Genomic DNA, 24049 nt, shown 5'->3' with positions numbered 1-24049 from the left:
CGCGTCTTGACCAACTGTAGAGTTGGCTAAGCTAGAGACGACGCCAGGAGGAGTCAAGGTTGTGCTGGCCCTCGCAGTTGCGCCACCATGCCAAAACCAACTCTATAGTTGGCATCTGTCTGGCCACCGCGGGTCACGAGTCGTCGATGACGAGGAGGTCGACGTGCTGCGCCACCACATCGCGGTCGGCGCCGCCGCGGATCCCGTCGAATGGTCTGCCGGGTGATCGTCGATGCGCTGCTCGACGGCCGCGGTTCCGCTTCGTCACCGAGGTCGCCGAGCGCGGGGGCGCTCCGGCGCCGCGCGGTGGGGAGCTCGCCACCGTGCCCGACCTCGTCCCCGGGGACGTCCCCGAACCCCACCGGAGGTGATCACGATGTCCCTCTTCGCCGGCGCGATCGCGGACGTCCACGAGTTCCGTCACCCGCCGGGCACCGACCCGGACCACAACGAGAGCACCTACTACAACTTCGCCTGCCCGTCCTCCGGCGTGGTGGGCTGGCTGCGGATCGCCGTCCAGGCCAACCGGCCCGCCGGACAGGCGACGCTGCTGGTGTTCCTGCCCACCGGCGAGACCCTGTTCGCCTTCCACCGCGCGCAGGAGGTGGACGCGGACCGGCTCGCGGTCGGTCCGATCACCGTGGCCGTCGAGGTCCCCCACCAGCGGCAGCGTCTCGCCTTCGCGGGCGAGGTCGCCGTGCTCGGCGACGGCCGGGCGCTGGTGGACCCGGGGGACGCGCTGCGCGCCGCGCCGCGCCGGACCGCGGCGGTCACCTTGACGGTGACCGGCCGGGGCGAACCGTTCGGGTCGGACGGCACCGACCCGCAGACGGTGCTCGAGGAGACGATGTCCCTCGGGCACTACGAACAGTTCGTGCGCGCCACCGGCGAGATCGCGGTCGACGGCCGCCCCGCGGTGACGATCGACGCCCGCGGGCTGCGGGACCACTCCTGGGGTCCCCGGGACTGGGCAGGACCGTTGGGCTACCGCTGGATCACCGCGGTGCTGGCGGACGGGACCGAGACCATGGTCCTGGAGGTCCGCCGCCGCTCGGGGACGACGACGCGCACGGGCGCCGTGTACCGCGACGGCACGGCCCGGCCGGCCGAACTGCTCGACCTCGAGGAGAGCTGGACCGCCGACGGCTTCACCCGTGAGCTGCGGTACTCGATCCGGTACGACGGCGCGGTGCGTTCCTACACCGCCACCGTGAGACGTCCCGACCAGCACGTGCCGCTGCGACACCGCCGCAGCGATCCCGGCGGCGGCGAGCTGTGGACCCGGATCGGCTACGGGCCGTACCACGTCCGCCGCGACGACGGCTGCACCGGACTGGCGCTGGGCGAGGTCCTCGACCAGCTCGTCGACGGCCTGCCGCTCGGGATGTCCGGGACACGATCCACGACGACCGACACGAAAGGCGAGACCCACGATGGAGTCCGAACTCGACGAGCTGCGCCGTGAGGTGCGCAGGCTGCGCGACCACGAGGAGATCCGCCGGCTGCTGTACCGCTACGCCCGGGGCGTCGACCGGGCCGATCGGGACCTGATCCGTTCGGTCTACGCGCCCGGCGGCACGGACCGGCACGGACCGTTCGACGGACCGGGCGAGGACTTCGCCGCGGTCGTCGTCGACGGGGCCCACGCGGTCTGGGACCACGTCGGCACCCACCACATCACGAACATGGTCGTCGAGATCGACGGTGATCACGCCCGGGCCGAGGTCTACTTCCTGGCGTTCCACCCGCACGCCGACAACGACAGGCCCGAGCTGGGCGTGATCTCGGGCCGGTACCTCGACGTCCTCGAGCGTGCGAACGGTCGCTGGGGGATCCGGCGGCGGGTCGTCGTCTCGGACTGGACCCTCAACCACGTCGACGGGCCGGAATGGGAGCGGACCACCGAGCGGGCGGGCTACCTGGGCGGTCGCCACGGCGGCGAGGACCCCTCCTACGAGTTCTTCGCCGTCACCGAGGCCACCGCGCCGGGGGCCGCCGCACGATGACCGACGGGGCTGACGCGGCGCCGACCCCGACTCCGCACGTGCCGTTGAACCCGCACTGGGCCCGGTGGAGCTCCGAGGCCGCCTCCCGGGCCGCCCCGGGCTGGTCGGACATGATCGACGAGCTCCGGGAGCTGCAGGACGCCGTCGCGGCGGCGGTGCCCCCGGAGCCCGCCGTCCGGGAGGCCGCCCGGCTCGTCGCGCGAGCGCGCCGCCTGCTGGCGCCGCACGCGGCGCCGGCCCGCGATCAGATCTTCGGGCGGATGCTGGGGTCGACCGGCCGGGGCCAGACGCTGGCTCCCCCGTTGCGGGTCGTCGACGCGACCGCGCAGGCGTTGGTCGCCACGACGTAGTTCGGAGCCTTCCACTCGGGCAGCAACGACGCCGTGCACGGCGGAGCGATCTGCCTGGTCCTCGACGAGGCGATGGGCCGGCTCGCGGACCTCGCCGACCGGCCCCGGTCCCGGACGGCGACGTTGGAGGTGCGCTTCCGCGACGTCACGCCGCTGCGGACCGTGCTGACCGTGCGCGTGCGCCTCGCCGGCCACGAACGGCGCAAGCGGTTCCTGGAGGCCACGCTGCACGACGGCGAGCGGCTCTGCGCCCAGGCCACTGCCGTGTTCGTGGAACTGCTCCCGGGCCAGCGGTGACTCGGGCCAGCGGCGGCTCGGGCCGGGTCAGCTGACAGGGCGGACCGCTTCGACCGGCACCGTCCACTCCGACGGATCGAGGATCTCCGGCAGGTGCTCGGCGATGTCCTCGACGGAGGCCGCCGGGTTCTCGTAGCCGACCGTCTCGACGATCATGTTGCGGGCGTACCGACCCGCCGCGGCGAAGAGGATCTCTCCGCTGAGCTCGCAGGACTCGTGGCACAGGTAGGCGACCATCGGAGCGACCCGCTCGGGCGACATCTTCTGGTGCACCTCCTCGGGCAGCATGCCCCTGGTCATGTCCGTGGCCGCCCCCGGGGACACGAGGTTCACCGCGATCCCGTCGCGTGCACCCTCCACGGCCAGCGTCCGCCCGAGACCGATCAGGCCGGCCTTGGCGGTGGCGTAGTTCGCCTGACCGCGGTTGCCGAACATGCCCGCCACGGAGGTGGCCAGGACGATCCGCCCGTAGTGCTGCTCCCGCATGACGCCCCATGCCGCCCGGGTCAGCGAGAGGATGCCGTGGAGGTTCACGTCCAGCACCTGCGTGAGCTCCTCGTCGGACATCCGGCCGAACGATCGGTCCCGGACGATGCCCGCGTTGTTGACCACGATGTCGAGCCGCCCGAAGGTCTCGATCGCCGTCCGGACCAGCTCGCGTGCCGTCCCGGGGTCGGCGACCGAGGCGTCGTAGGGGACCGCCTTGCCACCGTCCTGCTCGATCTCGGCGCAGACCTGCGCGGCCGGCGTGCGACCGGAGTCGGTCGTGCGGTCGAGATCGTTCACGACGATCCGCGCGCCGCGCGCCGCGAGGAGTCGGGCGTAGGCCCGGCCGAGGCCGCCGCCCGCCCCGGTCACGATGGCCACTCGGTCGTCGAACCTCAAGGGGGAACTCACCGGTGCGCCTCCGGTCGTGTCGGGTCCTGTGTCGATGCCACCCACATCATAACCAACCGTATAGTTGGCCTGAGAGTCCGCTCCGTCACCCCCGCGATGCCGAGCGCAGGCGAATCTTCCGGTTGTCCCAGCTGGTCACCCGACCGAACACGATCCGCAGGACCGCCAGGCGTTCGTAGTGCGCCGCGACGGCACCGGGGAGGTCCTCGTCGCGGTGCAGACGGTCGGCGAAGCGTTCGCCGAACGTGGCCACGACGCGCTCGCACAGGTCGGGGTCGTCGACCTGCCCGGCCTCGGCCTGGGCCAGGACACCCCGCAGGCCGGCCCAGTCCTCCCCGTCGTGGACGAGCAGGCTGACCCGGGCGTCGCCGGCGATGTTGGTGATCCGGCGGGACCGTCGCGGCGTCCGGACGTACACCTCGCCGTCGACGACGACGTACCAGACCGGCAGCGGCACCGGCCGCCCGTCGCGGCGCACGGTCGCCAGCACCGCCGTGCCGCCGGCGCCCAGGAACTCCTCGATCTCCCGCGGCGACATGGACACGCCCATCCCGGGTCCTCCCTCTCGTGGACGCCGGCCCGGTGATCAGCGCGGCGCGAAGCGGATGCCGCCGTCGAGGCGGACGACCTGACCGTTCATGTAGTCGTTGGTCAGAAGGTGGCGGGCCAGGTCGCTGAACTCCTCGGGACGGCCGAAGCGCCGGGGGAACACGACCCCCTGACCGATCGAGTCCTTCGTCTGCGGCGTGGCGCCCTGCCACGGTGGCGTGTCGAGCAGACCGGGGGCGATGGTGTTCACGCGCACCCCGACCGCGGCGAGGTCCCGAGCGGCGATCAGCGTCATGCCGATCACGCCCGCCTTCGCCGACCCGTAGGCGATCTGACCGCTCTGCCCCTCGTACCCCGCGATCGAGGCGGTGAGAACGATCGCCCCGCGCTGCCCGGACTCGTCCACGGGGTCCTGCTCCGCCATCGCGGCGGCGGCCAGTCGCAGGGTGTTGAACGCCGTGACGAGGTTGTTCCGGACGGTGTCCTCGAACATCGCCAGGGGATGCACCCGGCCCGACCTGTCGACGACCCGGCAACCCCCGCCGCCGCCGGCGCAGGCCACGACGGCGCGCAACGGGCCCCGGACGACTGCCGCCTCGACCGCGCCGCGCACGTCCGCCTCCTCGGAGGCGTCCCCTCCCACGCCCACGGCACCGGCGCCGAGCGAGGCCGCGACCGCTTCGGCCTTCGCGGCGTCGAGGTCGAGCACGACCACGGCCGCGCCGCTCGCGTGCAACCGTCGCGCGCTCGCCTCCCCCAGACCGGACCCGCCGCCCGTGACGAGCACGCTCGCACCGTCCAGCTCCACCGCGTCGCATCCTCCAGGTCGCCCGGGGCGGATCGGCCGAGAACGACGACCCTTTAACCAACCTCTTGGTCGGCAACCTAGGAGTGCGCCACTCGCGGTGTCAAGCGGGCACGTCCGGTCACGACGGGACGCCGGCCAGGCGCTCCACCCACCGCTCGAGGTCGACCGGCGAGGCGCCGTGATCGAGCAGCCATCCCGTCGCTCCGCCCGGGTGACCGTCCACCACGTCGAGGACGTGCTCGATGGCTTCCGGAGTGCGCAGGACGCCGGGAACATCCCGCAGCCCGGCCGGACGCCCGGACACGGCGAGCCGCTCGACGATCCGGGACTGGTTCTGCTCGGTGCGCCGGTAGTCGGCGACGATGGCGGTGCGCCGCACCCCCGCGACCCTCAACAGCAGCGCGACCACCACTCCGGTGCGGTCCCGCCCGGCGGCGCAGTGCACGAGTACCGGCGGCTCGCCGGCCACGGCGGCGTCGACCGCTTCCGCGATCCGCTCCGGGTGCTGCTCCAGCCACCCCCGGTACAGCGCCGCGAACCAGGCCGGGGCGCCCCCCGCGGCCGGGACCACCGTCCCGGCCGCACCGGCCGCCGCCACGTCCTCGGTCAGGGCGATCGGCCGCACGACCGTCGGCCCGCCGGCCAGCGGATGGGCCGACCCGACACGCTCGGGCCCGGACCGCAGGTCCAGCACCGTCCGCGGTGGCCAGACCGGGAGCCCATGGGGCGGCGGATCGTCCGGGAGCGGCGCATCGCTGCGGTACAGGATCGCGGCCCGGGTGGTGCGACCGTCCTCGGTGGGCAGGCCACCGACATCCCTGATGTTGGACAAGCCGACGGCGAGCGTCATCTCCAGCCTCCTGTGTGCACGGGTCCGGCGGTCACGCGCTGCGTGCACCGTGCGGGCGACGGGCACACGATCGATCATGCGCGCGCTCCGTCGGGCGCACCGTGACGCCACGGTGAACACGTCACGTACTCGGTGCGTCGCGGACCCGGTTGGTCACCGCCCGGGGCGAGCTGCCGCGGTCGGGCGTCGACCGCCCCCGGACGGCGTCGCCGTCGATCCGCGCGCTGCGGCGCGAACCTCGCTGGGAGTCGCCCCGAACCGCTCCCGGAAGGACCGCGCGAAATGGCTCGCGCTGGCGAACCCGCACCGTGCCGCGATCACCGACATCGCCTCCTGCCCGTCGACGAGCAGGGTATGGGCCCGTTCGAGCCGGCGGCGCCGGACGTAGCCCCCGAGCGTCTCGCCGGTCGCCTCGTAGAGGCGGTGCGCCGTGCGAACCGAGAGACCGTGGGCCGCCGCGATCGCCGCCGGGGAGAGCGGGCTGCCGAGTCGCTGCTCGATCCAGTCGTCCACGACCTCCCGCAGCACGCGGGGCGGCGACGGGCCGGGCCCACGCCCCACGGCCCCCACGAAGAGCTCCACGACGGCGTTGCGCGCCGCGGTGGCCGTGGCGCCCTCCAGGACGTCGGCCTCGTGTGCGAGCACATCCAGGTAGGCGAGCAGCAGTCGGGTCGCCGGGGCCCGCGAGTCGAGGACCGCGCCCGGCCGCCACCCCGACCCCCGGGGCGCGGCCTGCTCCACCACGGCCAGCGGGACGATCAGGTTGCGCTTGCTCATCTCGCCGGGGACGGCATAGCGCACGGGGCGGCGGCTGTCCCAGACGACGACCGCGCCCTCGGTGAGCTCGAGGTGGTCGTCGCCCTGGACGAACCGCTCGACACCGTGCCGCAGCTGCAGCACGCCGACGTACTCCCCCGTGGCCGCGGCGATCCGACTCCGGCCACGGTCACCGTGACACGGCATGCAGGTGCAGTCGAGGATGGCCACGTCGTCGATCCACTGCCGGCGTATCCGGGCCCGGAACGGGCGTGGGTCGGCCTCGGCGTCGGGGCGACTGGTCACGTCGAGATGAGTGACCGAGGCGACCTCCTCCCAGTGCGCGGCGCGCTCACGCTCGTCGACCCGGTCGAGGTCGACGGTCTCGACGCCGTCGTCGGTCCGGCCCACCCGTCTCACCTTCCGGTCGGCCGCTGCCACGTCGCCCCGCTCGGGACGTGGCGCGCACCGAGGCGGACCGACGATAGAGGCAACCCTCGGTGGAGACCAGAACCAACCGTCACGACGGTTCGGACGACGGGGTCCGACGTCGACGAGGTGTCGGGCACGCCGGCGGGGCGCCGTGCGGACGACGGCACCGGGCCCCGCCGCACCGATGTGACCTGGATGACAACGAGGGCTCCGCACGCTAGGTTAACCAACTCATAAGTTGGCATCGTCCGCGAACGCGGGACGGAGGACGCGGGATGCAGGTCGCCGAGCTGACCCCCTGCTGGGTGACGGATGTCCGGCGCCCTGGAGACCCTGGCGCCATGACCGACCCCGTCGCCGAGCTCGGCTTCTACACCCTCGCGGGACACACCGACACCCCGCGCGACCTGATCGACGAGGTGCGCTGCGCCGAGGAGATCGGCCTCGGCGCCGTCTTCGTCTCCGAGCGGTGGAACACCAAGGAGGCCGGCGCGATCGCCGGCGCCCTCGGAGCGGTCTCCGATCGGATCGCCGTCGCGACGGCGGCGACCAATCACACCACACGCCATCCCCTGATCACCGCGTCGTACGCGACGACGATGCACCACCTCACCGGCGGCCGTTTCACGCTGGGCATCGGCCGCGGCGTCAAGCCGCTCTTCGAGGCGTTCGGGCTCCCGCCGATCACCACCGCCGGGATGGAGGACTTCGCCGGGCTCATGCGCCGACTCTGGCGCGGCGAGACCGTGCGCGACCACGACGGCCCCGCGGGTCGGTACCCGGCGCTGCGGCTGATCGGCTCCGCGCCGCCGGCCGAGATCCCACTCGGCCTCACCGCCTGGGGTCCGGCGACCTGCGCCCTCGGCGGGCGAGCCTTCGACCAGGTGGTGCTGCACACGTTCTTCGCCGACGCGACGGTGGACCGCTGCGTGCGTGCGGTCCGCGAGGGCGCCGAGCGGGCGGGGCGCGATCCGGACTCCGTCGCGGTGTGGTCGGTCCTCGCCACGATCCCGCCGGGCACCGACGGGGACTCCCGGCTGATGAAGGTGGTGGCCCGGCTCGCCAGCTACCTGCAGATCCGCGGGTACGGCGAGGGCCTCGTGGCGGCGAACGCCTGGGACCCCGCGGTCCTCACCCGCTTCCGGGCGGATGAGGTCGTGTCGAGCTTCGGCACCGATCCCATCGACCAGCACGCCACCTCCGACCAGCTCGAGCACATCGCCGCGCTGCTGCCGGCCGCGTGGTCCGCGACGGCCGCGGAGGGCAGCGCGGAGCAATGCGCGGCGACCGCGCGGCGGCAGCTCGACCTCGGGGCCGACGGCGTGATCCTGCACGGCGCCACCCCGCGCGAGCTCGCACCGGTCGTCGCGGCGTACCGCGAGAGCAGGCACTCCCCCATCCGCCACGAGGAGTAGTCGGTTGTACCCCGGAACCTTCGCCGCCACGACTCCCACCCGGCCCGCGATCATCATGGCGAGGTCGGGCGAGACGGTCACCTACCAGGCCCTCGACGACCGCTCGCTGCGGCTCGCCCGGCTCCTCCACGACCGCGGACTGCGTCGCGGCGACCGCGTCGCGATCCTCGCCGAGAGCCACCCCCGCTACTTCGAGGTGTTCTGGGCGGCGGTGCGCAGCGGCCTGTATCTCGTGGCGGTGAACCGACATCTGGCCTTCGACGAAGCCCGCTACATCGTGCGCAACAGCGGAGCCTCGGCGTTCGTCTCGACGATCGAGCTCGCCGGGACCGCGGGACGGATGCTCCCGGAGCTGGACGGTTGTCCCGTCCGGCTGGTGATGGACGGAGCGACCGCCGGGTTCGAGCCGTACGAGGACGCGATCGCGCGCTTCCCCGCGCAACCGCTGGCGGAGCAGTGGCGCGGGGACTATCTCCTCTACTCGTCCGGCACGACGGGGCGGCCCAAGGGCGTGATGAGGGGTCTGCCGGACGCCCGCGTCGACGAGGTGCCCGGCATCGTCTCGCCGATGGAACGGCACGTGCTCGGGATGGGCGAGAGCACGGTCTACCTCAGCCCCGCCCCGCTCTACCACGCGGCGCCGCTCGGGTGGTGCAGCGGTGTCCACGAGCTCGGCGGGACGGTGGTCGTGATGGAGAGCTTCGACGCCGAGCTCTTCCTGGCCGCCGTCGAGCGGTACGCCGTCACCCACACGCAGGTCGTGCCGACGATGTTCGTGCGAATGCTGCGGCTCCCCGAGACCGTCCGTCATCGGCATGACCTCTCGAGCCTGGAGCAGGTCGTCCACGCCGCCGCGCCGTGCCCGCCCGAGGTGAAGCGGCAGATGATCGCCTGGCTCGGCCCGATCGTCTCCGAGTACTACTCGTCGACCGAGGGCAACGGCTTCACCTTCATCACCTCGGCGGAATGGCTGGCGCACCCGGGCTCGGTCGGCAAGCCGCTGCTCGGCGAGCCGCACATCTGTGACGCGCTCGGTGACGAGCTGCCCCCCGGCGAGATCGGCACCCTGTACTTCAGACGCCCCGATCTCACCTTCGAGTACTTCGGCGACCCCGGTAAGACGGCGTCCAGCCGCCACCCGGACCATCCCGACTGGACCACCCTCGGCGACGTCGGCTACCTCGACGAGGAAGGCTATCTCTACCTCGTCGACCGCGGTTCCTTCACGATCATCTCCGGCGGGGTGAACATCTACCCGGCCGAGATCGAGTCGTGCCTGATCACTCACGACGCGGTCGCCGACGTCGCGGTGTTCGGCCTGCCCGACCCGGAGATGGGCGAGTACGTGCACGCGGTCGTCGCGCTCGAGGCCGGGCACGAGCCCTCGGACGATCTCGCCGCCGGGCTACGCGCCTTCGCCCGCGAACACCTCGCCGGCTACAAGGTGCCCAGGACCGTCGACTTCCGCAGCGAGATGCCCCGCCTCCCCACCGGGAAGCTCGCCAAGGGACGGCTGCGCGACGAGTACGCCACCCCGCCACCGGCCACCGGTGCGCCGGCGACCCCGGAGGCCCTGGAGCCGCGGTGACGAGCGACCCCGTCCGGCCCGCGCTCGTTCCCCCGGTCACGGGCGAGAGCGTGCACGAACCCGACGGCGTGCCGTGGAGCGAGAGGTGTGCTGGAACGCTCACCGGCCCCGGAACACCGGCGAACGCTTCTCGGCGAACGCCGTGAACGCCTCGGCGACGTCCTCGGTGGCCGTGGTCACCGAGGAGGCCGCCGCCTCCGCCTCGAGGGCGTCGTCGAAGGCCGTCGTGAACGCGGAGTCCAGCAGCCGCTTGGTGAGCGCCAGGGCGATCGGCGGGCCGTCGGCCAGGCGCCGCGCGAGACCGGTCGCGGTGGCCAGGAGGTCGTCCGGCGCGGTCACCTCGGCGACGAGGCCGAGCGCGCGCGCCTGCTCGGCCGACACGGTCTCGCCCAGCATGGCCAGGCGCTTGGCGGTGTGCAGGCCGACGACGCGCGGCAGCAGCCACGTGCTACCGAAGTCGGGGGACAGTCCGCGCCGGACGAAGACCTGGCAGAAGCGGGCCGCGGTCGAGGCCACCACCAGGTCGCAGCCGAGAGCCAGGCTCATGCCGGCCCCGACCGCCGGACCGTCGACCGCCGCGACGCAGGGCTGCGGGAGCCGGTGCAGGGCACGGGCAGCGTCGTGGATCCGGTCCATCATCGCCAGGGCGGATCCCTCGGGAACGCCGCCCGAGAGGTCGGCGCCCGCGCAGAAGGCGCCACCGGATCCGGTGATCACGACCGCGCGGTCGCCGGCGGTCCCCGCGATCTCCAGAAGCGCGTGCTGCAGGTCGAGGAATCCTCGGGGCGTGAGCGCGTTGCGCACGGCGGGCCGGTCGAGCGTGACCTGCACGAGACCGGCGTCGCGCTCCACGACGACGGTCACGCGCCCTCCTCGCCCGCTGTCACGAGCTCGCCCGCGGCGAGGGCGGGCGCACCGTCGCGCTCGTCGACACCGGTGTCGAACAGCCATCGCCCGTCCTCCCACCACACCGAGGTTCGCAGCGTCTCTCCGGGCAGCACGACACCGCTGAACCGGGCCTCCACGCTGCGCACCCGGTCCACGTCGCCGTCGAGGACCTCGTCGACGATCGCCCGGGTCACCACCCCGTAGGTGCACAGACCCTGCAGGATCGGCCGCGGGAAGCCGGCCGCCGCGGCGACCTCGGGGTCGCTGTGCAGTGGGTTGCGGTCTCCCAGCAGGCGGTAGAGCAGGGCCTGCTGGGGCAGCGTCGGCGTGACGATCGTGTGGTCGGGGGCCCGGTCCGGGGGACCCGGCGGCCCCGCAGGACCTCGGCGGCCACCGAACCCACCCTCGCCGCGGGCGAACATGCGCATGCTCGAGGTCCACAACGGCGTGCCGTCGGCCCCGGTCGCGTCGGTGTCGACCACGAGCACCGCAGCCGAGCCCTTGTCCTGCAGGCCGGCGACGCGGGTCCGGGTGGTGGCCTTCCCGTCTCGCGGGATCGGGGCGTGCACCTCGACGCGCTGGCTGCCGTGCAGGATGGCGTCGAGATCGATGTCAACGCCGGGATAGACGACCCGAGGAGGCCCGGAGGTACGCAGCATCGGCGCGACCACCGCGAAGGTCGGCAGGACCTCCGTGCCGCTCTCGGTCGCGTAGCGCAGCTCTCGCGGGTCCAACGGATCCCGGCCGGCACCCAGCGCAAGGTGGTAGTGCAGGACGTCGGCGGCGTCCCAGGCGATCTCGTCGACCGTGGGCGGTGCGGCCAGCGCGGCCTGCGGATCGATCGGCATCCGACACTCCTTCGTCGTGCTCGAGCCGCTCCGGAAGGGCGGCACCCGACTCCTCGACACGTTACCAACCAACCGGTTAGGATAAAGGTCTCGTCCACGGAGGTTCGGCATGAGCGGCCTGGTGGTCCGCGAGGACCCGACCGACGGCGTCACGCTGCTGACCCTGAACCGGCCTGCCGAGCGCAACGCGCTCTCCGCCTCGCTGCTGGCCGAGCTCGACGAGCACCTCGCCGTGGCGGCGACCGCTCCGGCCACGCGGGCGGTCGTGATCACCGGTGCCGACCCGGCGTTCTGCGCCGGTGTCGACCTCGACGAGATCGCCCGGAGTGCGCGGTTCCCCGACGACGCGATCCAGCGGTTCCACCGTTCCCCCCGGCCGCTGGTCGCCGCGGTGAACGGGCCCGCCGTCACCGGCGGCCTCGAGCTCGCGCTGGCGTGCGACGTCCGCATCGGCAGCGAGCGCGCCCGCTTCGCCGATTCGCACGCCCGCTTCGGGTTCACCCCCGTCTGGGGCATGTCCGCCCGGCTCCCGGAGGTCGTCGGTCCGGGCTGGGCGCGCCAGATCTCGCTCACCGGGATGTTCGTGGACGCCGCGACCGCACTGCGGATCGGACTCGTCAACGAGATCGTCGAGCACGGCCGTCTCCTCGACCGTGCCGTCGAGCTGGCGCGGGCGATCGCGGCTCAGGACCCGGACGCGGTCCGCGCGATCCGAGAGCTCTACGACGTGGCACGTGACGACGGCAGCAGGGCCGCGCTCGCGGCCGAACAGCGCATGTCCTCCGCGCGGCCGGTTCGCTGACCCGATTCGCTGACCCGAGGAGCCGGCGGAGCCGAACAGGTACCCGGCGATGCGACGGACCTCCTCGTCGATGAAGCGGTCGAGCTCGGCGAGCAGTGCCGTCGTGTCGCGCACCTCCGGGGTCACGGCCGGTCGGACACCGTTCCTTCCATCGGTCTTGTCTCACCCGGCGCGCAGCTCGTTCCGCGCCGCGTCCAGTAGCAACCGACTCTGCTCCCCGGCACTCGCCAGCTGATCGCCGGAGCCGTCGTCCCCCATGTGCCCGTCGCGGTACCGGGCCCGGATGCCGGCGAGGGTGCACGCGATGCGCCATCGCGAGAAGGCCAGGTGGAACGGCAGGTCGGAGAGGTCGCGCCCGGAGCGCCGGCGGTAGAGCTCGATCAGCTCGCTCCGCGACGGGAACCCCGCCAGTGCGGTGGGGCTGGGGAGGGCCGCGGCCGCCTCGTCGCCCGGCTCCCGCCAGGAGCACGCCATGAACGAGAGGTCGACCAGCGGGTCGCCGGTCGTCGCCAGCTCCCAGTCGAACACCGCCCGTACGGTGCCGTCCGACCCGAAGGCCACGTTGCCGGGCCGATAATCGCCGTGCACGATGCCGATCCGTTGCGCCGGGATGCGGTCGGCGAGGAGATCTCCGATCTCGTCGATCTCGGCCAGTTCCGACGGTGCCCAGCGCTGCACCTGGCGCCGCCAGCGGCGCAGCTGGCGCTCCACGTATCCCTCGGGGCGCACCAGCTCGCCGAGGCCGACCGACTGCGGCTCCACCTCCTGGAGCCGGACGAGTGTCTCGATCAGCTCCTCGGCCGCGCGACGGCGCGCCGCGACCGCGAGGGGCTCGGCGTCGGCCTCGTCGGCCAGCACGATCCCCTCGACGAACCCGCAGACGTAGAACTCCGCCCCGGTCACGTCGGTGTCCGTGCAGTAGGCGATCGGAGGCGCGACCGGCACGCCGGTCCCGGCCAGCGCCGAGATGAACGCCCACTCGCGGTGCATGTCGTGTGCGGTGCCCAGGACTCCGCCTGTCGGCGGGCGGCGCAGGGCGTAACGCACCCCGGCGGCGTCCGTGACCGCATAGGTGAGGTTCGACCGCCCCCCGGCGACCCATGTGAACTCGAGCGGGGGGGCCAGGGCCTCCACGTGCTCGGCGAGCCACCTCTCGACGCCTTCGGGGGCGATACCCGCCAGCCGTGTCGCGGAGGCCGTCACTGCCATCCTCTCCCTCGACGACGCGCACCGGCACCCGGTCGGCCGCACTCGTCCACGAACCAAACCAACTAAACGATTGGCAATGTCGGCCGACGACGTCGCGCGAGCGACCCGCCGGCACACCTCAGTCCGACGTCGTGGAGCTCAGACCGGCACTCTGGTCGCTCGTCACCATCTGACGCACCCACTCGGGCTGCGTCCGTCGCCAGACCTCCGCCATCTCGTCCCCGATCTTCACGAAGGATTCCCACTTGGCGAGGTCCTGGTCGAGAGTGTTCATGTCGAAGGAGCTCACCATCCGGAACTCGAGGACCTCGACACCTCCCGGCCCCGCGCGATAGGTGTACGGCCGGTCGCTGGGCACGAAGAGACCGTCGCCGGCGGTGATGGTCTTGCTGCCCATACGCAGCTCACCCTTGAGAACGTAGTAGAGGCAGTCCCCGGCGTGCTTGTGCCGAGGCAGGGGGAAGTTCTCCCCGAACCAGGCGTGCACGAGACTGAACCCGTTCGACGCCTCGTCCCGGAACAGCACCCGAGCACAGTTGCCGAGATACAACGAACTGCGACCGATGAGGTCGATGACTTCGGCGCTCAACGGCGTGGGCGTCATCGCGCCGCTCGTCAACAATTCCGCGGCCCCGTCCGCGCCGAACCACTCGATCATGCGTCTCCCCGCCGTCGGGAGCTCGTCCTCGAGTTCCACCCTCTCCTGAACACCAGCCACGAGCACTCCCCTCACATCCGACGGGTTCCTCTGGTCCCGCGCAGTCTTTGAAACGTAGCCCAACGACTGGTTAGTTGGCTATGCTCCGCCGTCGGAATCTCGATGCCACGCTCCAGCACGAGGAGGTCGACACCGGCGAGGTCGTCGAGGCGGGGCGGGATCTCGTCGAACGGCAGGGCGTCGACGCGATCGTCGTGTCGTTCCTCTGGTCGTCACCTACCCGGACGTCCTGCTGGCCCGCGGTCGGCACCAGGAGTCGCCGGCGCTGGGGCGGCCCTCACCCGGCGCTCGCGGGGGTACCGGTGGACCGTCCGGTCATCTGACCGTCAGAGCAGCTCGAGCACGGTCGCGTTCGCCTGGCCACCGCCCTCGCACATGGTCTGCAGGCCGTAGGCGATGCCGCCGTCGCGCATGTGGTGCACCAGCGTGGTCATCAGGCGGGCCCCGGAGCCGCCGAGCGGATGCCCGAGCGCGATGGCCCCGCCGAGCGGGTTGAGCGCCTTCGGGTCCGCTCCCAGCTCGGCGAGCCAGGCCAGCGGCACCGGCGCGAACGCCTCGTTGACCTCGAAGGCTCCGATCCGATCGATCGACAGGCCGCTGCGGGCCAGGGCCTTGCGGGTCGCCGGGATCGGGGCGGTCAGCATGATCACCGGGTCCGCCCCGGCGAGCACGGCGGTGTGGATCCGGGCCAGCGGGGTCAGGCCGAGCTCGGAGGCCCGGTCCGAGGTCGTCATGAGCAGCGCCGCCGACCCGTCGGAGATCTGCGACGAGTTCCCCGCGGTGATGGTGCCGCCGTCCGGGCGGAACGCCGGCTGGAGCCGCCCGAGGGTCTCGACGGTGCCGCCCCGGCGGATGCCCTCGTCCGCGCCGACGACCGTGCCGTCGTCGCACACCACCGGCGCGATCTGTGCGGCGAACCGGCCCTCGTCCTGGGCGGCCGCGGCCTTCTCGTGGCTGGCCAGCGAGTACTCGTCCAGTTGCTGTCGCGACAGTCCCCAGCGCTCGGCGATCATCTCGGCGCCGACCCCCTGGTGCGGCGCCGTCGGGTACCGGTCGGTGAAGCGCGGGCCGAACGGGTCCTGCCCTTGCAGCGCCGCACCGATCGGTACCCGGCTCATCGACTCGACCCCACCGGCGACCACGACGTCGTAGTGGCCCGCGACCAGCCCGGCCGCGGCGAAGTGCACCGCCTGCTGGCTCGAGCCGCACTGCCGGTCGACGGTCACCCCGGTGACCGACTCCGGCCAGCCCGCGGCCAGGGCGGCCGTTCGCGCGATGTCCAGGGTCTGCTCCCCCACCTGCCCGACGCAGCCCCAGACGACGTCCTCGACGAGGCCCGGCTCCACGCCGGCGCGTGCCACCAGCTCTCCCAGCACGTGCGCCGAGAGGTCCACCGGATGGACGCCGGAGAGCCCGCCGTTGCGCTTGCCCACCGGAGTCCGTACGGCTTCCACGATCACCGCGTCACGCATCTCGCCATCTCCTCCGCGGAAAGCCCGTCGACCTTTTCCCAACTGTATGGTTGGCTAAGGTAGGTGTCGCGGGACCCGGTCGTCAACACACCACGGCCGTGACCCGCCCCGCAGCCGGTCACGAGCCCACGGGCGAGGTCCGCGGCGCCGGCCCGGTCATCGACGAGAGGAACCGAACGTGGCGGGACCGTTGGCGGGACTGAAGGTCGTCGAGCTCGCCGGGATCGGGCCCGTCCCGCACGCGGCGATGGTCCTGGGCGACCTCGGCGCGGACGTCGTCCGGGTGGACCGGCCCGGCGCCGACCCGTCGACCGGCCTGCCACCGCATCGGGACCCGGTGCTGCGCGGGCGGCGCCGGATCGAGAGCGACCTCAAGGATGCCGCCGATCTCGAGGCGGTGCTGCGGTTGGTCGAGCAGGCCGACGTCCTCGTCGAGGGCTTCCGTCCCGGGGTGGCCGAACGGCTCGGCATCGGACCGGCGGAGTGTCACGCGCGTAACCCCCGCCTCGTCTACGCCCGCATGACGGGATGGGGCCAGGAGGGTCCGCTGGCGCCGAGCGTCGGTCACGACATCAACTACATCTCCCTCACCGGGGTCCTGCACGCGATCGGACGCGCCGACGAACGGCCGGTGCCGCCGCTCAACCTCGTCGGCGACTTCGGGGGCGGGTCGATGCTCCTGGTCATCGGCGTGCTGGCCGCGGCGTGGGAGGCGCGACGGTCCGGCGAGGGTCAGGTCGTCGACGCGGCCATGGTCGACGGGGCGGCGCTGCTCGCGCAGATGGTGTGGAGTCTGCTCCCCACCGGCGGCTGGGTCGACGAGCGCGAGGCGAACCTGCTCGACGGCCACGCCCCGTTCTACGACACCTACCGCTGCGCCGACGGCCGGCACGTCGCGGTCGGCGCGATCGAGCCCCGGTTCTACACGGCGCTGCTGCGCGGGCTCGGGCTCGCGGACGCCGACCTCCCGGCCCAGCACGACCGCGATCGGTGGCCGGAGCTCACGACCCGGTTCGCGGAGGTGTTCACCACCCGGACACGCGACCAGTGGGCGGCGGCGTTCGCGAACACCGAGGCCTGCGTGACGCCCGTCCTCGCGTTCGGCGAGGTGCCCGACCATCCGCACGTCGCCGCCCGTGGCACCGTCGTCGATCGGGACGGGGTGCTGCAGGCGGCCCCGGCTCCCCGGTTCTCCCGCACGCCCACCCGGCTGCCGGGACCGACGTCGGGACCCGTCGGCGCCGCCGAGGTCCGGCACGGTTGGTCCCACGGGGTGCCGTGAGGACGTCCGTCACGGGCTCGCCGCGGGCGCGGCACGTCCGTGGGCGCCGGCCGCGCGGTTCGATGAGAGGCGCCGGCCGGGGAACGGACCTTCTGGCTGGTCGGCCACGGTCGCGATCATCCGAGCATCAGCTCCGAGACGTCGAGCTGCCCCCGTCGGCGGAGCGAACGCCGAGCGCTCCGGTCCAGAGGTGGGTCAGCGCGCCGCGGAGGCGCTCCGGGTCGTCGAAGGGCGGGACACCGCAGGCCGCGAGGTAGTAGAGCCGTTCGCTCGCCCAGGTCAGGCCGGCGGCCACGGCGACGGGGTCGACGTCATCCTCGAGGCCGCTGCGGGGACGGTCGGACTCGATCCGGGCGGCGGTGCGCGCGGTGAACCGGTCCATGTGCTCGCGCCAGAGCGAGGCCAGGTCCGGGTCGGTCGGCCATGTCTCGACGACCGCGCGTAGGACGGGGGCCTCGGCGCGCCACAGGGCCACGCCGCCATCGATGGCGGCACGGATCGCTTCGGGCCGCCCGCCGTCGTCCCCGGTCGCCCAGCGACGCCCGTGCTCCTGGGCGCGCTCGAGCGCGAGGCGGGCGAGTTCGCGGAGAACCTCGTGCTTGTTCTGGAAGTAGAGGTAGAAGCTGCCGCGAGCCACCCGGGCCTCGGCGAGCACCTCGGCGATCTGCAGCTCGGCGAACGTCCGTGACTCCAGCAGTCGCTCGGTCGCCTCGAGTATCCGGCGGCGCAGGTCCGCCTCGTCCCGGCGTTGTCGTGGCACGGGGTGGCACGGTACGCGATCCCGCGTCTAGACTCTAAATCTAGACGAAGCGTTCAGGGGAGTGACTGATGAGGTACCGGACGTTCGGGCGGAGTGGTCTGCGGGTCTCCGAGTTCGTGCTCGGGGCGATGACCTTCGGAGAGGACTGGGGGTGGGGCACGTCGCAGGACGAGTGCCGCCAGATCGTGGACGCCTATCGCGACGCGGGCGGCAACATGATCGACACCGCGAACGGCTACACCAACGGTGCCAGCGAGCGCATCGTCGGCGAACTGGTCAGCGGCGACCGTGACAGCTGGTTGCTGTCGACGAAGTACACGCTCACCGTCGACGGCACCGACCCCAACGCGGCGGGGAACCATCGCAAGAGCATGCGCCGGTCGTTGGAGCAGAGCCTGCGCCGGTTGAACACCGATCATGTGGACGTGTTCTGGGTGCACATCTGGGACGAGCGCACGCCGGTCGAGGAGACGATGCGAGCCCTCGACGACGCGGTACGCGCAGGTCAGGTGCTCTACATCGGAATCTCCGACACGCCGGCGTGGGTGGTGTCGCGCGCCCAGATGCTGGCCGAGCTGCGGGGCTGGACGTCGTTCGTGGGCCTCCAGGTCCCCTACAGCCTCACCAGTCGCGACGTCGAACGCGACCTCCTGCCCATGGCCGACACGCTCGGCCTGTCGGTCACGGCGTGGTCGCCCCTCGCGGCCGGGGTGCTGAGCGGGAAGTTCACCCGCGGCGACCACCAGAGCCCGTCACGCCTGGAGGCAGCCGACGTGCCCGAGCGCGACCTCGAGATCGCCCGCGAGGTCGACACGGTCGCCGACGAGCTCGGGGCGAGTTCGTCCCAGGTGGCGCTGGCTTGGACCACCGCACGCCATCCGGCGTTGCACCCCATCCTGGGCGCGCGCCGCCTCGACCAACTCACCGACAACCTGGGCGCGGCCGGGCTCACGCTCCCCCTGGAGCTGCTCGAGCGCCTCGACCGGGTCGGAACCGTCGAGCTGGGGTTCCCGCACGACTTCATCGTCTCGACGCGCGAGTTCGTCTACGGCCCGGTCGGGGCCTCCCTCGTTGGACCAACGCTCGCACGATGAGGGTGCTGATGACCGGGGCGACCGGCTATCTCGGCGGGGCCATCGCCGACACCGTGGCGGCCGACGGCCATGCCATCATCGCCACCGCCCGCTCCACCGCAGCCGTGCGGGCACTCGCGAACAGGGGGTTCGACCCGGTCGCGGCCGATCTGGCCCACCCCGAGCCCCTCGCCTCGGCGATCACGACCGTCGACGCCGTCGTCCATGCGGCGTTCGGCCGCGTCGGCGTCGACGACCCGGCCCTCGCGGGCGCGCTCGAGCAACGGGCCGTGCGGGCCATGCTGACAGTCCTCGGCCGGCGCCCGTTCATCTACCTCAGCGGCGTCGGCGTCATCGGCCCTACCGGCCCACGCCCCGCGACCGAGACCGATCCGGTGACCGCACCCCCGTGGATGGCCTGGCGGCGCGAGCTGGAGCTGGCGACCACGGCAGCCCCGACCGGGATGGTCGTCCGTCCCGGACTCGTGCACGGACGCGGCGGCGGATTCGTCCTCACCGGTCTAATCGCAGCCGCTCGGGGGGCTGGGGCCGCGCGTTACATCGCTCCAGGCGAGAATCCCCGCGCACCCTCCATCACCGAGGACCTCACGAACGCCTCATACCGCTCACCGGAGTCTCGACGTGGTCCTGCGTGGGGTGACGAGTCCTCGATCCACTCCGAGCCCGGGAACCGCCACGGCCGAGCGACGTCACCGAGACGCGAACGGGCTCGTGAGGGACTCGCTCTCCATGGCCTCGAGCAGGGCGGCCTCGGCCCGCGATCGCCCCCAGGGAAGGCGGCGGAGGACCTGGCTGTGGCGCGAGAACCACGACAGGTCGGTCTCGTCGCACAGCCCGGTGGCCCCGTAGGCCTGATGACAGACCCGGAACACCACGTCGGCCGCCTCCAGCGCGGTCAACCGCAGCGCCACGGCGTCCGTCCACACCTCGGGTCGACCCTCCCCCAACGACCACGTGGTGTAGTGCGCCATCTCGATCAGCCCGGCCAGGGCGACCTCGGCGTCGGTCAGCGCGAAACGAACCCCTTGGAAGCTCGACAGCGGCGACCCGAACTGGTGGCGCTCCGTCACGTAACGATAGGTCGAACGGGCCGCCGCCGACACCGTCCCGATCAGGGTCCAGCACTGCAGGAGGAGCAGCAGCGCTACCCGTCGTCGCTGGTCGTCGGGCTGCCACTGTCCCACCGTGACGTCGGCGACGAACGGGCCGGTCCGGGTGCCGATCGCGAGGCCCTCGTCGGTGACGGCGGCACGCGAGCTCCCGTCGACGGCGAGCCAGGACATCCCGAGACCCGCGTGCGAGATGCGTGGCACGACCGGGTCGACGTAGGCGATCGCGTCCGCGTGCTCGGTACCGGCGGCGGCGAGACGCTCGGCCACCGGATACGGCAGGGCGACGGCGCCGGCTTCCCGGCACGTGATCGCGGCGACGGCGAGCTGCGTGGGGTCACCCAGCGGATCGATGTCCCAGACACCGAGCTGCTCCAGCAGGGCGCCGATCTCACGTCGACCTGCGGGGTCGGCCTCGGCGGAGCGGGCGAGTTCGAGGCCACCGGCGCGAGACAGCGCGGCACTCACCGCCGCGCCGAAGTCGGCGACCTCGGTCGGGACCTGCTCGACCACCGGGTGAGCCACCGAGTCAGCCACCGGGCCAGCCACCGAGTCAGCCACCGAGACCTCCGAAGATCGATCGGGCGAGCAGGATGCGTTGGACCTCGACGGTGCCGGACGCGACGGTCGCGGCCTGGGAGTAGCGCCAGAAGTCCTCGACGGCACGGACGAACAGGTTCTCGCGCCGATCCGTGCCGAGCGCCTCCGCGCCCACGATGTCCATCAGCACCTCGGCCACTTCCTGATCCAGCTGCGTCACCGCGATCCTGTACGCCGCGGCCTCCGACGGGTGGACGGGTCCCGAGGTCTGCTTGTCGATCACGCGATAGGCCATCAGGCGAGCGCGACGGCAGTGCACCAGCGCAGCCCCCCAGCGGTGGCGCAGCGCCTCCGGCAGACCCGTCCATCGCTGGTCGCCGAGCGCGACCGGAGCGTCCCGGAGCAGCCGCTCGCTGCGGGCGTAGCGGGCGATCCCCACGCGTTCGTGGGCCAGCGCTGCGCCGACGAGAGCCCATCCCTCGTCGACGCTGCCCAGGACGTCCTCGGCCGTGACCTCGAGGCCGTCCAGGAAGACCTCGTTGAGGTGGTGCGGGCCGAGCATGGAGGCGATCGGGCGGACCTCGATGCCCGCGCGGTCCATCGGGACCAGGAAGACCGTGAGGCCGCTCTGCTTACGTCCACCCGTCGTGGTCCGGGCCAGCAGGAACATCCAGTCCGCCATGTCGGCGTAGGAGGTCCACACCTTCTGCCCGTGCACCGTCCAGCCGGTGTCGTGCGGGACGGCTCGGGTCCGCAGCGACGCCAGGTCGGAGCCGGCCTCGGGCTCCGAGAACCCTTGACACCAGACGACGTTGCCGGTCGCGATCGCCGGCAGGTGACGCTCGCGCTGCGCCGGCGTCCCGAACTCCATGATGGCCGGCCCGACCCAGTTGACGCCCATGTACTGCGCCCCGCGGGGCTCGAAGCTGGCCCACATCTCCTCGCGGAGGGCGGCCAGCTCCCAGGCCGACCCGCCCAGCCCACCGTGCTCCTCGGGCCATGCGAGGGCGAGCAGCCCCTTCTCACCGAGCGTCCTCGAGAACGCCTGGGTCGTCTCGAAGTCCCGTGGGTCGTCGGTGAAGCCGCCGTGGAAGTCGGCCGGCACGTGCACACTCACCAGCGTCCGGAGTTCCTCGCGCAGGCCCGCGGTTCGTTCGAGCTCCGCGTACGGGATCATCACTGGCTCCTTCGGCCGGTGCAGAGGAACGATCGACAGGCATCGGGTCAGCCGGCGCGATCGTCGCCGAGTCGCTCGGCGATGCGCGCCCTGTGCTCCCGCCGGTCGCCGAACACGGCCGCGTTGAGCAGAGCGCGCTTGAGGTGGATGTGCATGTCGTGCTCCCACGTGTACCCGATGCCACCGTGGAGCTGGACGCCCCGCCCGGCGACCCAGGCCCCGGCCGCGCAGCCGAAGTCCTTCGCCATGGACACGAGAACGGTGGCGTCGCCGCGTCGTCGGTCCAGGGCCGCGGCCGCCTCGTCGACGAGTACGCGGGTCTGCTCGGTCGCGACGAGCATGTCCGCCGCCTGGTGCTTGACGGCCTGGAAGGACCCGATGGGGCGGCCGAACTGCACACGCTGCCCGACGTAGTCGGTGGTGATCTCCAGGACGCGCGTCGCGATCCCCAGGGAGTCGGCCGCCACGGCGAGCGCCGCACGGTCCGACACGCGCGCCGCGACCTGCTCGGCGGCCTGCCCCACCCCCAGGACGGCCTCCGGTGGCAGGGCGACCCGGTCGAGACGGACCCGGGCCAGATCCCGGGTCCGGTCGACGGCGGGACGGTGCTCGACGGACACACCGGTGCTCGCCGTCGCGACGACGCCGAGCACCGGGCCGTGCTGCACGTTCCGGGCGCCCACGACCAGCACGTCGGCCGACGAACCGTCGAGGACGTGCGCGACGTCGCCGGACAACGTCCACCCGGGCCCGTCCGGGGTCGCGGTCACCGCCACCGAGGCGCCTCCGGACCCGAGTGCCACCGCCCCGCCGAGCTGTCCCGCCGCCAGAGGGGCAAGCCACCGATTCCGGACGGTCTCGTTCTCGGTGTGCAGGAGGGCAGCGGCACACGCGGCGCTGCCGAGAACTCGGCATGACGCCGAGGCCCGGCCGCAGCCTTCCTGAAGCTGGAGCGCCTGCGCGAGTGAGCCGCCTCCCCCGCCGAATTCCTCGGGCACGTCGATCCCGAACAGACCGAGCGCGGCCAACTCGTCGTCGAGCGCCGGGTCGCGGCCACGTCCCGCCTCCAGGCCGGCGTGCACCGCCGCCGAGGAGGAGCGTTTCGCGAGCACGCTCTCGACGACGTCCCGGACATCCCGGAGGTCCGGAGCGATGGGCAGGATCGTCACGCCGGCCTCGGCTCTCGAGGCAGGCCCAGCCCGCGCTCGCCGATGATCGTTCGTTGGATCTCGCTGGTGCCCCCGGGGATCGTCCACTCCCAGGACGAGATGTAGTCGAGCAGCCACGCCCCGGATTCCCAGCCGCCGCTCGCGGCGCGCGTGGTCTGGATCTGACCCTCCAGGCCGGACACCGACACGCCGAAACCGGTGAGGTCCTGGAGCAGCTCGCTGTAGACGAGTTTCGTCATCGAGGACAGGACCCCGGCGTCAGCGGCGGGGAGCCCGTCGTCGAGGCCGCGGGCCACCAGCAGTCGCAGCGCCCGTAACCGGGTGGCGAACTCGGCGAGGCGGTCGGCGATCTCCGCGTCCGCGGCCCGGGGCAGGGACGGGTCGCGATCCGGAGCGTCCAGTTCGGAGCGCAGCCAGCCGAACCCCGTGCTCAGGCGCTCGGTCAGCTCGACCATCGTCGCACCGCGCTCCGAGTTCAGCGTGGACTGCGCCACCCGCCAGCCGTCGTTCTCCGGACCGACCAGGTGGGAGACCGGGATCTCGACATCGGTCAGGAAGATCTCGCAGAAGTGCTCCTCGCCCGTCGACTGACGGATCGGTCGGACCTCGACCCCCGGGGTGCTCATGTCCATGAGGAGGTAGGACAGGCCGCGCCCACGACTGGCCTGCGGGTCGGTGCGCACCAGCAGCAGGCACCACTGCGCGTACATGGCGAGGCTCGCCCAGGTCTTCTGGCCGTTCACGACGTAGACGTCGCCGCGCCGTCTCGCCCGGGTGCGCAGGGCCGCGAGGTCGGACCCGGCGCCCGGCTCCGAGAAGCCCTGGCACCACACCTCGCCCGCGCGGATGGCGGGCAGGTGGCGGTTGCGCTGCTCCTCGGTACCGGCGACGAGCACCGTCGAGGCGGCTGCCTAATGCTTCTGTCAAGCGGCTTGGACCGGCCGATGGTCGAGACGGTAAGGCTGGCGGGTGCGCAACATGGCGTGCAGGACGTTGACCCGCCGGCGAGCGAGCGCAATCACGGCTTGTTGAT

Annotated in this window: 25 protein-coding genes and 1 pseudogene; 11 read left to right on the top strand and 15 right to left on the bottom strand. The window is 72.6% G+C overall.

What is annotated here, in order from left to right; genetic code table 11:
• The first annotated feature begins 376 nt into the window (after nucleotides 1-376).
• Genes AC2A1K_RS24555 through AC2A1K_RS24540 form a run of 4 tightly spaced genes read left to right on the top strand, consistent with a single transcriptional unit; the run spans nucleotide 377 to nucleotide 2653 of the window.
• A complete protein-coding gene (locus tag AC2A1K_RS24555) occupies nucleotides 377-1465 on the top strand; it encodes a DUF7064 domain-containing protein (protein WP_483898960.1) in 1089 nt (362 codons plus the stop codon).
• On the top strand, nucleotides 1434-2006 hold the full coding sequence (locus AC2A1K_RS24550) for a nuclear transport factor 2 family protein (protein WP_483898959.1): 573 nt from the start codon (nucleotides 1434-1436) through the stop codon (nucleotides 2004-2006). Before AC2A1K_RS24555 ends, AC2A1K_RS24550 begins: the two co-directional genes overlap by 32 nt.
• Entirely contained in the window at nucleotides 2003-2356 is a 354-nt protein-coding gene (locus tag AC2A1K_RS24545; RefSeq protein ID WP_483898958.1) for a hypothetical protein, read from the top strand. Before AC2A1K_RS24550 ends, AC2A1K_RS24545 begins: the two co-directional genes overlap by 4 nt.
• Nucleotides 2357-2389: 33 nt before the next feature.
• A complete protein-coding gene (locus tag AC2A1K_RS24540; RefSeq protein ID WP_483898957.1) occupies nucleotides 2390-2653 on the top strand; it encodes a PaaI family thioesterase in 264 nt (87 codons plus the stop codon).
• Nucleotides 2654-2680: 27 nt separating this feature from the next.
• On the opposite strand, the gene AC2A1K_RS24535 is transcribed toward AC2A1K_RS24540, so the two are convergent.
• From AC2A1K_RS24535 to AC2A1K_RS24515, 5 genes are all read right to left on the bottom strand, one after another.
• Complete coding sequence (locus tag AC2A1K_RS24535) at nucleotides 2681-3520, bottom strand: SDR family NAD(P)-dependent oxidoreductase (protein ID WP_483898956.1); 840 nt, start codon at nucleotides 3518-3520, stop codon at nucleotides 2681-2683.
• A 115-nt stretch (nucleotides 3521-3635) separates the two neighbouring features.
• Nucleotides 3636-4100 (bottom strand): pyridoxamine 5'-phosphate oxidase family protein, encoded by a 465-nt coding sequence (locus AC2A1K_RS24530; protein WP_483898955.1) that lies wholly within the window; start codon nucleotides 4098-4100, stop codon nucleotides 3636-3638.
• Between the two features lie 36 nt (nucleotides 4101-4136).
• The gene (locus tag AC2A1K_RS24525; protein WP_483898954.1) at nucleotides 4137-4907 is read right to left on the bottom strand and encodes an SDR family NAD(P)-dependent oxidoreductase; all 771 of its coding nucleotides are present in this window, start codon (nucleotides 4905-4907) and stop codon (nucleotides 4137-4139) included.
• Between the two features lie 118 nt (nucleotides 4908-5025).
• Nucleotides 5026-5757, bottom strand: a complete 732-nt coding sequence (locus AC2A1K_RS24520) for a tyrosine-protein phosphatase (RefSeq protein ID WP_483898953.1) — start codon at nucleotides 5755-5757, stop codon at nucleotides 5026-5028.
• Between the two features lie 153 nt (nucleotides 5758-5910).
• Nucleotides 5911-6924 (bottom strand): AraC family transcriptional regulator, encoded by a 1014-nt coding sequence (locus AC2A1K_RS24515; protein WP_483898952.1) that lies wholly within the window; start codon nucleotides 6922-6924, stop codon nucleotides 5911-5913.
• A gap of 362 nt (nucleotides 6925-7286) precedes the next feature.
• On the opposite strand from AC2A1K_RS24515, the gene AC2A1K_RS24510 reads away from it, so the two are divergent.
• Entirely contained in the window at nucleotides 7287-8360 is a 1074-nt protein-coding gene (locus AC2A1K_RS24510; RefSeq protein WP_483898951.1) for a TIGR03857 family LLM class F420-dependent oxidoreductase, read from the top strand.
• Nucleotides 8361-8364: 4 nt separating this feature from the next.
• Entirely contained in the window at nucleotides 8365-9948 is a 1584-nt protein-coding gene (locus AC2A1K_RS24505) for an acyl-CoA synthetase (protein WP_483898950.1), read from the top strand.
• Between the two features lie 99 nt (nucleotides 9949-10047).
• Here AC2A1K_RS24505 and AC2A1K_RS24500 read toward each other — a convergent pair whose 3' ends face one another.
• Both AC2A1K_RS24500 and AC2A1K_RS24495 read right to left on the bottom strand, forming a co-directional pair.
• Nucleotides 10048-10812 carry an enoyl-CoA hydratase/isomerase family protein gene (locus AC2A1K_RS24500; protein ID WP_483898949.1) on the bottom strand — a complete coding sequence of 255 codons (765 nt, stop codon included), beginning with the start codon at nucleotides 10810-10812 and terminating at the stop codon, nucleotides 10048-10050.
• Nucleotides 10809-11684 carry a MaoC/PaaZ C-terminal domain-containing protein gene (locus AC2A1K_RS24495; RefSeq protein ID WP_483898948.1) on the bottom strand — a complete coding sequence of 292 codons (876 nt, stop codon included), beginning with the start codon at nucleotides 11682-11684 and terminating at the stop codon, nucleotides 10809-10811. The genes AC2A1K_RS24500 and AC2A1K_RS24495 overlap by 4 nt, the downstream gene beginning before the upstream one ends.
• 109 nt (nucleotides 11685-11793) lie before the next feature.
• Between AC2A1K_RS24495 and AC2A1K_RS24490 the strand changes: the two genes are divergently transcribed.
• Nucleotides 11794-12486, top strand: a complete 693-nt coding sequence (locus AC2A1K_RS24490; RefSeq protein WP_483898947.1) for an enoyl-CoA hydratase — start codon at nucleotides 11794-11796, stop codon at nucleotides 12484-12486.
• 162 nt (nucleotides 12487-12648) lie between these two features.
• Here AC2A1K_RS24490 and AC2A1K_RS24485 read toward each other — a convergent pair whose 3' ends face one another.
• Nucleotides 12649-13695: a phosphotransferase family protein gene (locus tag AC2A1K_RS24485; protein WP_483898946.1), complete on the bottom strand. Its 1047-nt coding sequence runs from the start codon at nucleotides 13693-13695 to the stop codon at nucleotides 12649-12651.
• A gap of 118 nt (nucleotides 13696-13813) precedes the next feature.
• The gene (locus AC2A1K_RS24480) at nucleotides 13814-14392 is read right to left on the bottom strand and encodes a cupin domain-containing protein (protein WP_483898945.1); all 579 of its coding nucleotides are present in this window, start codon (nucleotides 14390-14392) and stop codon (nucleotides 13814-13816) included.
• Nucleotides 14393-14493: 101 nt separating this feature from the next.
• On the opposite strand from AC2A1K_RS24480, the gene AC2A1K_RS24475 reads away from it, so the two are divergent.
• Complete coding sequence (locus AC2A1K_RS24475) at nucleotides 14494-14736, top strand: hypothetical protein (protein WP_483898944.1); 243 nt, start codon at nucleotides 14494-14496, stop codon at nucleotides 14734-14736.
• Nucleotides 14737-14739: 3 nt separating this feature from the next.
• Here the strand turns inward: AC2A1K_RS24475 and AC2A1K_RS24470 are convergent, their stop codons facing one another.
• Nucleotides 14740-15885, bottom strand: coding sequence for a thiolase family protein (locus tag AC2A1K_RS24470; RefSeq protein ID WP_483898943.1), 1146 nt, complete (start codon nucleotides 15883-15885; stop codon nucleotides 14740-14742).
• A 178-nt stretch (nucleotides 15886-16063) separates the two neighbouring features.
• Here AC2A1K_RS24470 and AC2A1K_RS24465 point away from each other — a divergent pair, with 178 nt between their 5' ends.
• Nucleotides 16064-17167, top strand: a complete 1104-nt coding sequence (locus AC2A1K_RS24465; protein ID WP_483898942.1) for a CaiB/BaiF CoA transferase family protein — start codon at nucleotides 16064-16066, stop codon at nucleotides 17165-17167.
• Between the two features lie 127 nt (nucleotides 17168-17294).
• Here AC2A1K_RS24465 and AC2A1K_RS24460 read toward each other — a convergent pair whose 3' ends face one another.
• Nucleotides 17295-17927: a TetR/AcrR family transcriptional regulator gene (locus AC2A1K_RS24460; protein WP_483898941.1), complete on the bottom strand. Its 633-nt coding sequence runs from the start codon at nucleotides 17925-17927 to the stop codon at nucleotides 17295-17297.
• 68 nt (nucleotides 17928-17995) lie between these two features.
• Here AC2A1K_RS24460 and AC2A1K_RS24455 point away from each other — a divergent pair, with 68 nt between their 5' ends.
• Together AC2A1K_RS24455 and AC2A1K_RS24450 are read left to right on the top strand one after the other, a co-directional pair.
• A complete protein-coding gene (locus AC2A1K_RS24455; protein ID WP_483898940.1) occupies nucleotides 17996-19021 on the top strand; it encodes an aldo/keto reductase in 1026 nt (341 codons plus the stop codon).
• Nucleotides 19018-19386 (top strand): annotated as a pseudogene (locus tag AC2A1K_RS24450) (NAD-dependent epimerase/dehydratase family protein); the annotation flags it as partial. The gene AC2A1K_RS24455 and the pseudogene AC2A1K_RS24450, both read left to right, overlap by 4 nt.
• 324 nt (nucleotides 19387-19710) lie before the next feature.
• Here AC2A1K_RS24450 and AC2A1K_RS24445 read toward each other — a convergent pair.
• From AC2A1K_RS24445 to AC2A1K_RS24430, 4 genes are read right to left on the bottom strand one after another with little or no spacing between them, the layout of a single operon-like run.
• A complete protein-coding gene (locus AC2A1K_RS24445; protein ID WP_483898939.1) occupies nucleotides 19711-20667 on the bottom strand; it encodes an acyl-CoA dehydrogenase family protein in 957 nt (318 codons plus the stop codon).
• 16 nt (nucleotides 20668-20683) lie between these two features.
• The gene (locus tag AC2A1K_RS24440) at nucleotides 20684-21847 is read right to left on the bottom strand and encodes an acyl-CoA dehydrogenase family protein (protein WP_483898938.1); all 1164 of its coding nucleotides are present in this window, start codon (nucleotides 21845-21847) and stop codon (nucleotides 20684-20686) included.
• Nucleotides 21848-21894: 47 nt separating this feature from the next.
• Nucleotides 21895-23016 (bottom strand): acyl-CoA dehydrogenase family protein, encoded by a 1122-nt coding sequence (locus tag AC2A1K_RS24435; RefSeq protein ID WP_483898937.1) that lies wholly within the window; start codon nucleotides 23014-23016, stop codon nucleotides 21895-21897.
• On the bottom strand, nucleotides 23013-23912 hold the full coding sequence (locus AC2A1K_RS24430) for an acyl-CoA dehydrogenase family protein (RefSeq protein ID WP_483898936.1): 900 nt from the start codon (nucleotides 23910-23912) through the stop codon (nucleotides 23013-23015). The genes AC2A1K_RS24435 and AC2A1K_RS24430 overlap by 4 nt, the downstream gene beginning before the upstream one ends.
• Nucleotides 23913-24049 lie beyond the last annotated feature (137 nt).

The organism is Actinomycetospora sp. 2LY8.5 (assembly GCF_057180585.1).
Note: the sequence above shows the minus strand (reverse complement) of the source record. Positions and strands in the feature narration are given on the sequence as shown.

Excerpts from the sequence above, each read along its gene's own strand:
- AC2A1K_RS24555 (WP_483898960.1), top strand. The coding sequence starts at position 377 with ATGTCCCTCTTCGCCGGCGCGATCGCGGACGTCCACGAGTTCCGTCAC.
- AC2A1K_RS24550 (WP_483898959.1), top strand. The coding sequence starts at position 1,434 with ATGGAGTCCGAACTCGACGAGCTGCGCCGTGAGGTGCGCAGGCTGCGC.
- AC2A1K_RS24545 (WP_483898958.1), top strand. The coding sequence starts at position 2,003 with ATGACCGACGGGGCTGACGCGGCGCCGACCCCGACTCCGCACGTGCCG.
- AC2A1K_RS24530 (WP_483898955.1), bottom strand. The coding sequence starts at position 4,100 with ATGGGCGTGTCCATGTCGCCGCGGGAGATCGAGGAGTTCCTGGGCGCC.
- AC2A1K_RS24520 (WP_483898953.1), bottom strand. The coding sequence starts at position 5,757 with ATGACGCTCGCCGTCGGCTTGTCCAACATCAGGGATGTCGGTGGCCTG.
- AC2A1K_RS24510 (WP_483898951.1), top strand. The coding sequence starts at position 7,287 with ATGACCGACCCCGTCGCCGAGCTCGGCTTCTACACCCTCGCGGGACAC.
- AC2A1K_RS24495 (WP_483898948.1), bottom strand. The coding sequence starts at position 11,684 with ATGCCGATCGATCCGCAGGCCGCGCTGGCCGCACCGCCCACGGTCGAC.
- AC2A1K_RS24490 (WP_483898947.1), top strand. The coding sequence starts at position 11,794 with ATGAGCGGCCTGGTGGTCCGCGAGGACCCGACCGACGGCGTCACGCTG.
- AC2A1K_RS24485 (WP_483898946.1), bottom strand. The coding sequence starts at position 13,695 with ATGGCAGTGACGGCCTCCGCGACACGGCTGGCGGGTATCGCCCCCGAA.
- AC2A1K_RS24475 (WP_483898944.1), top strand. The coding sequence starts at position 14,494 with ATGCTCCGCCGTCGGAATCTCGATGCCACGCTCCAGCACGAGGAGGTC.
- AC2A1K_RS24470 (WP_483898943.1), bottom strand. The coding sequence starts at position 15,885 with ATGCGTGACGCGGTGATCGTGGAAGCCGTACGGACTCCGGTGGGCAAG.
- AC2A1K_RS24455 (WP_483898940.1), top strand. The coding sequence starts at position 17,996 with ATGAGGTACCGGACGTTCGGGCGGAGTGGTCTGCGGGTCTCCGAGTTC.
- AC2A1K_RS24440 (WP_483898938.1), bottom strand. The coding sequence starts at position 21,847 with ATGATCCCGTACGCGGAGCTCGAACGAACCGCGGGCCTGCGCGAGGAA.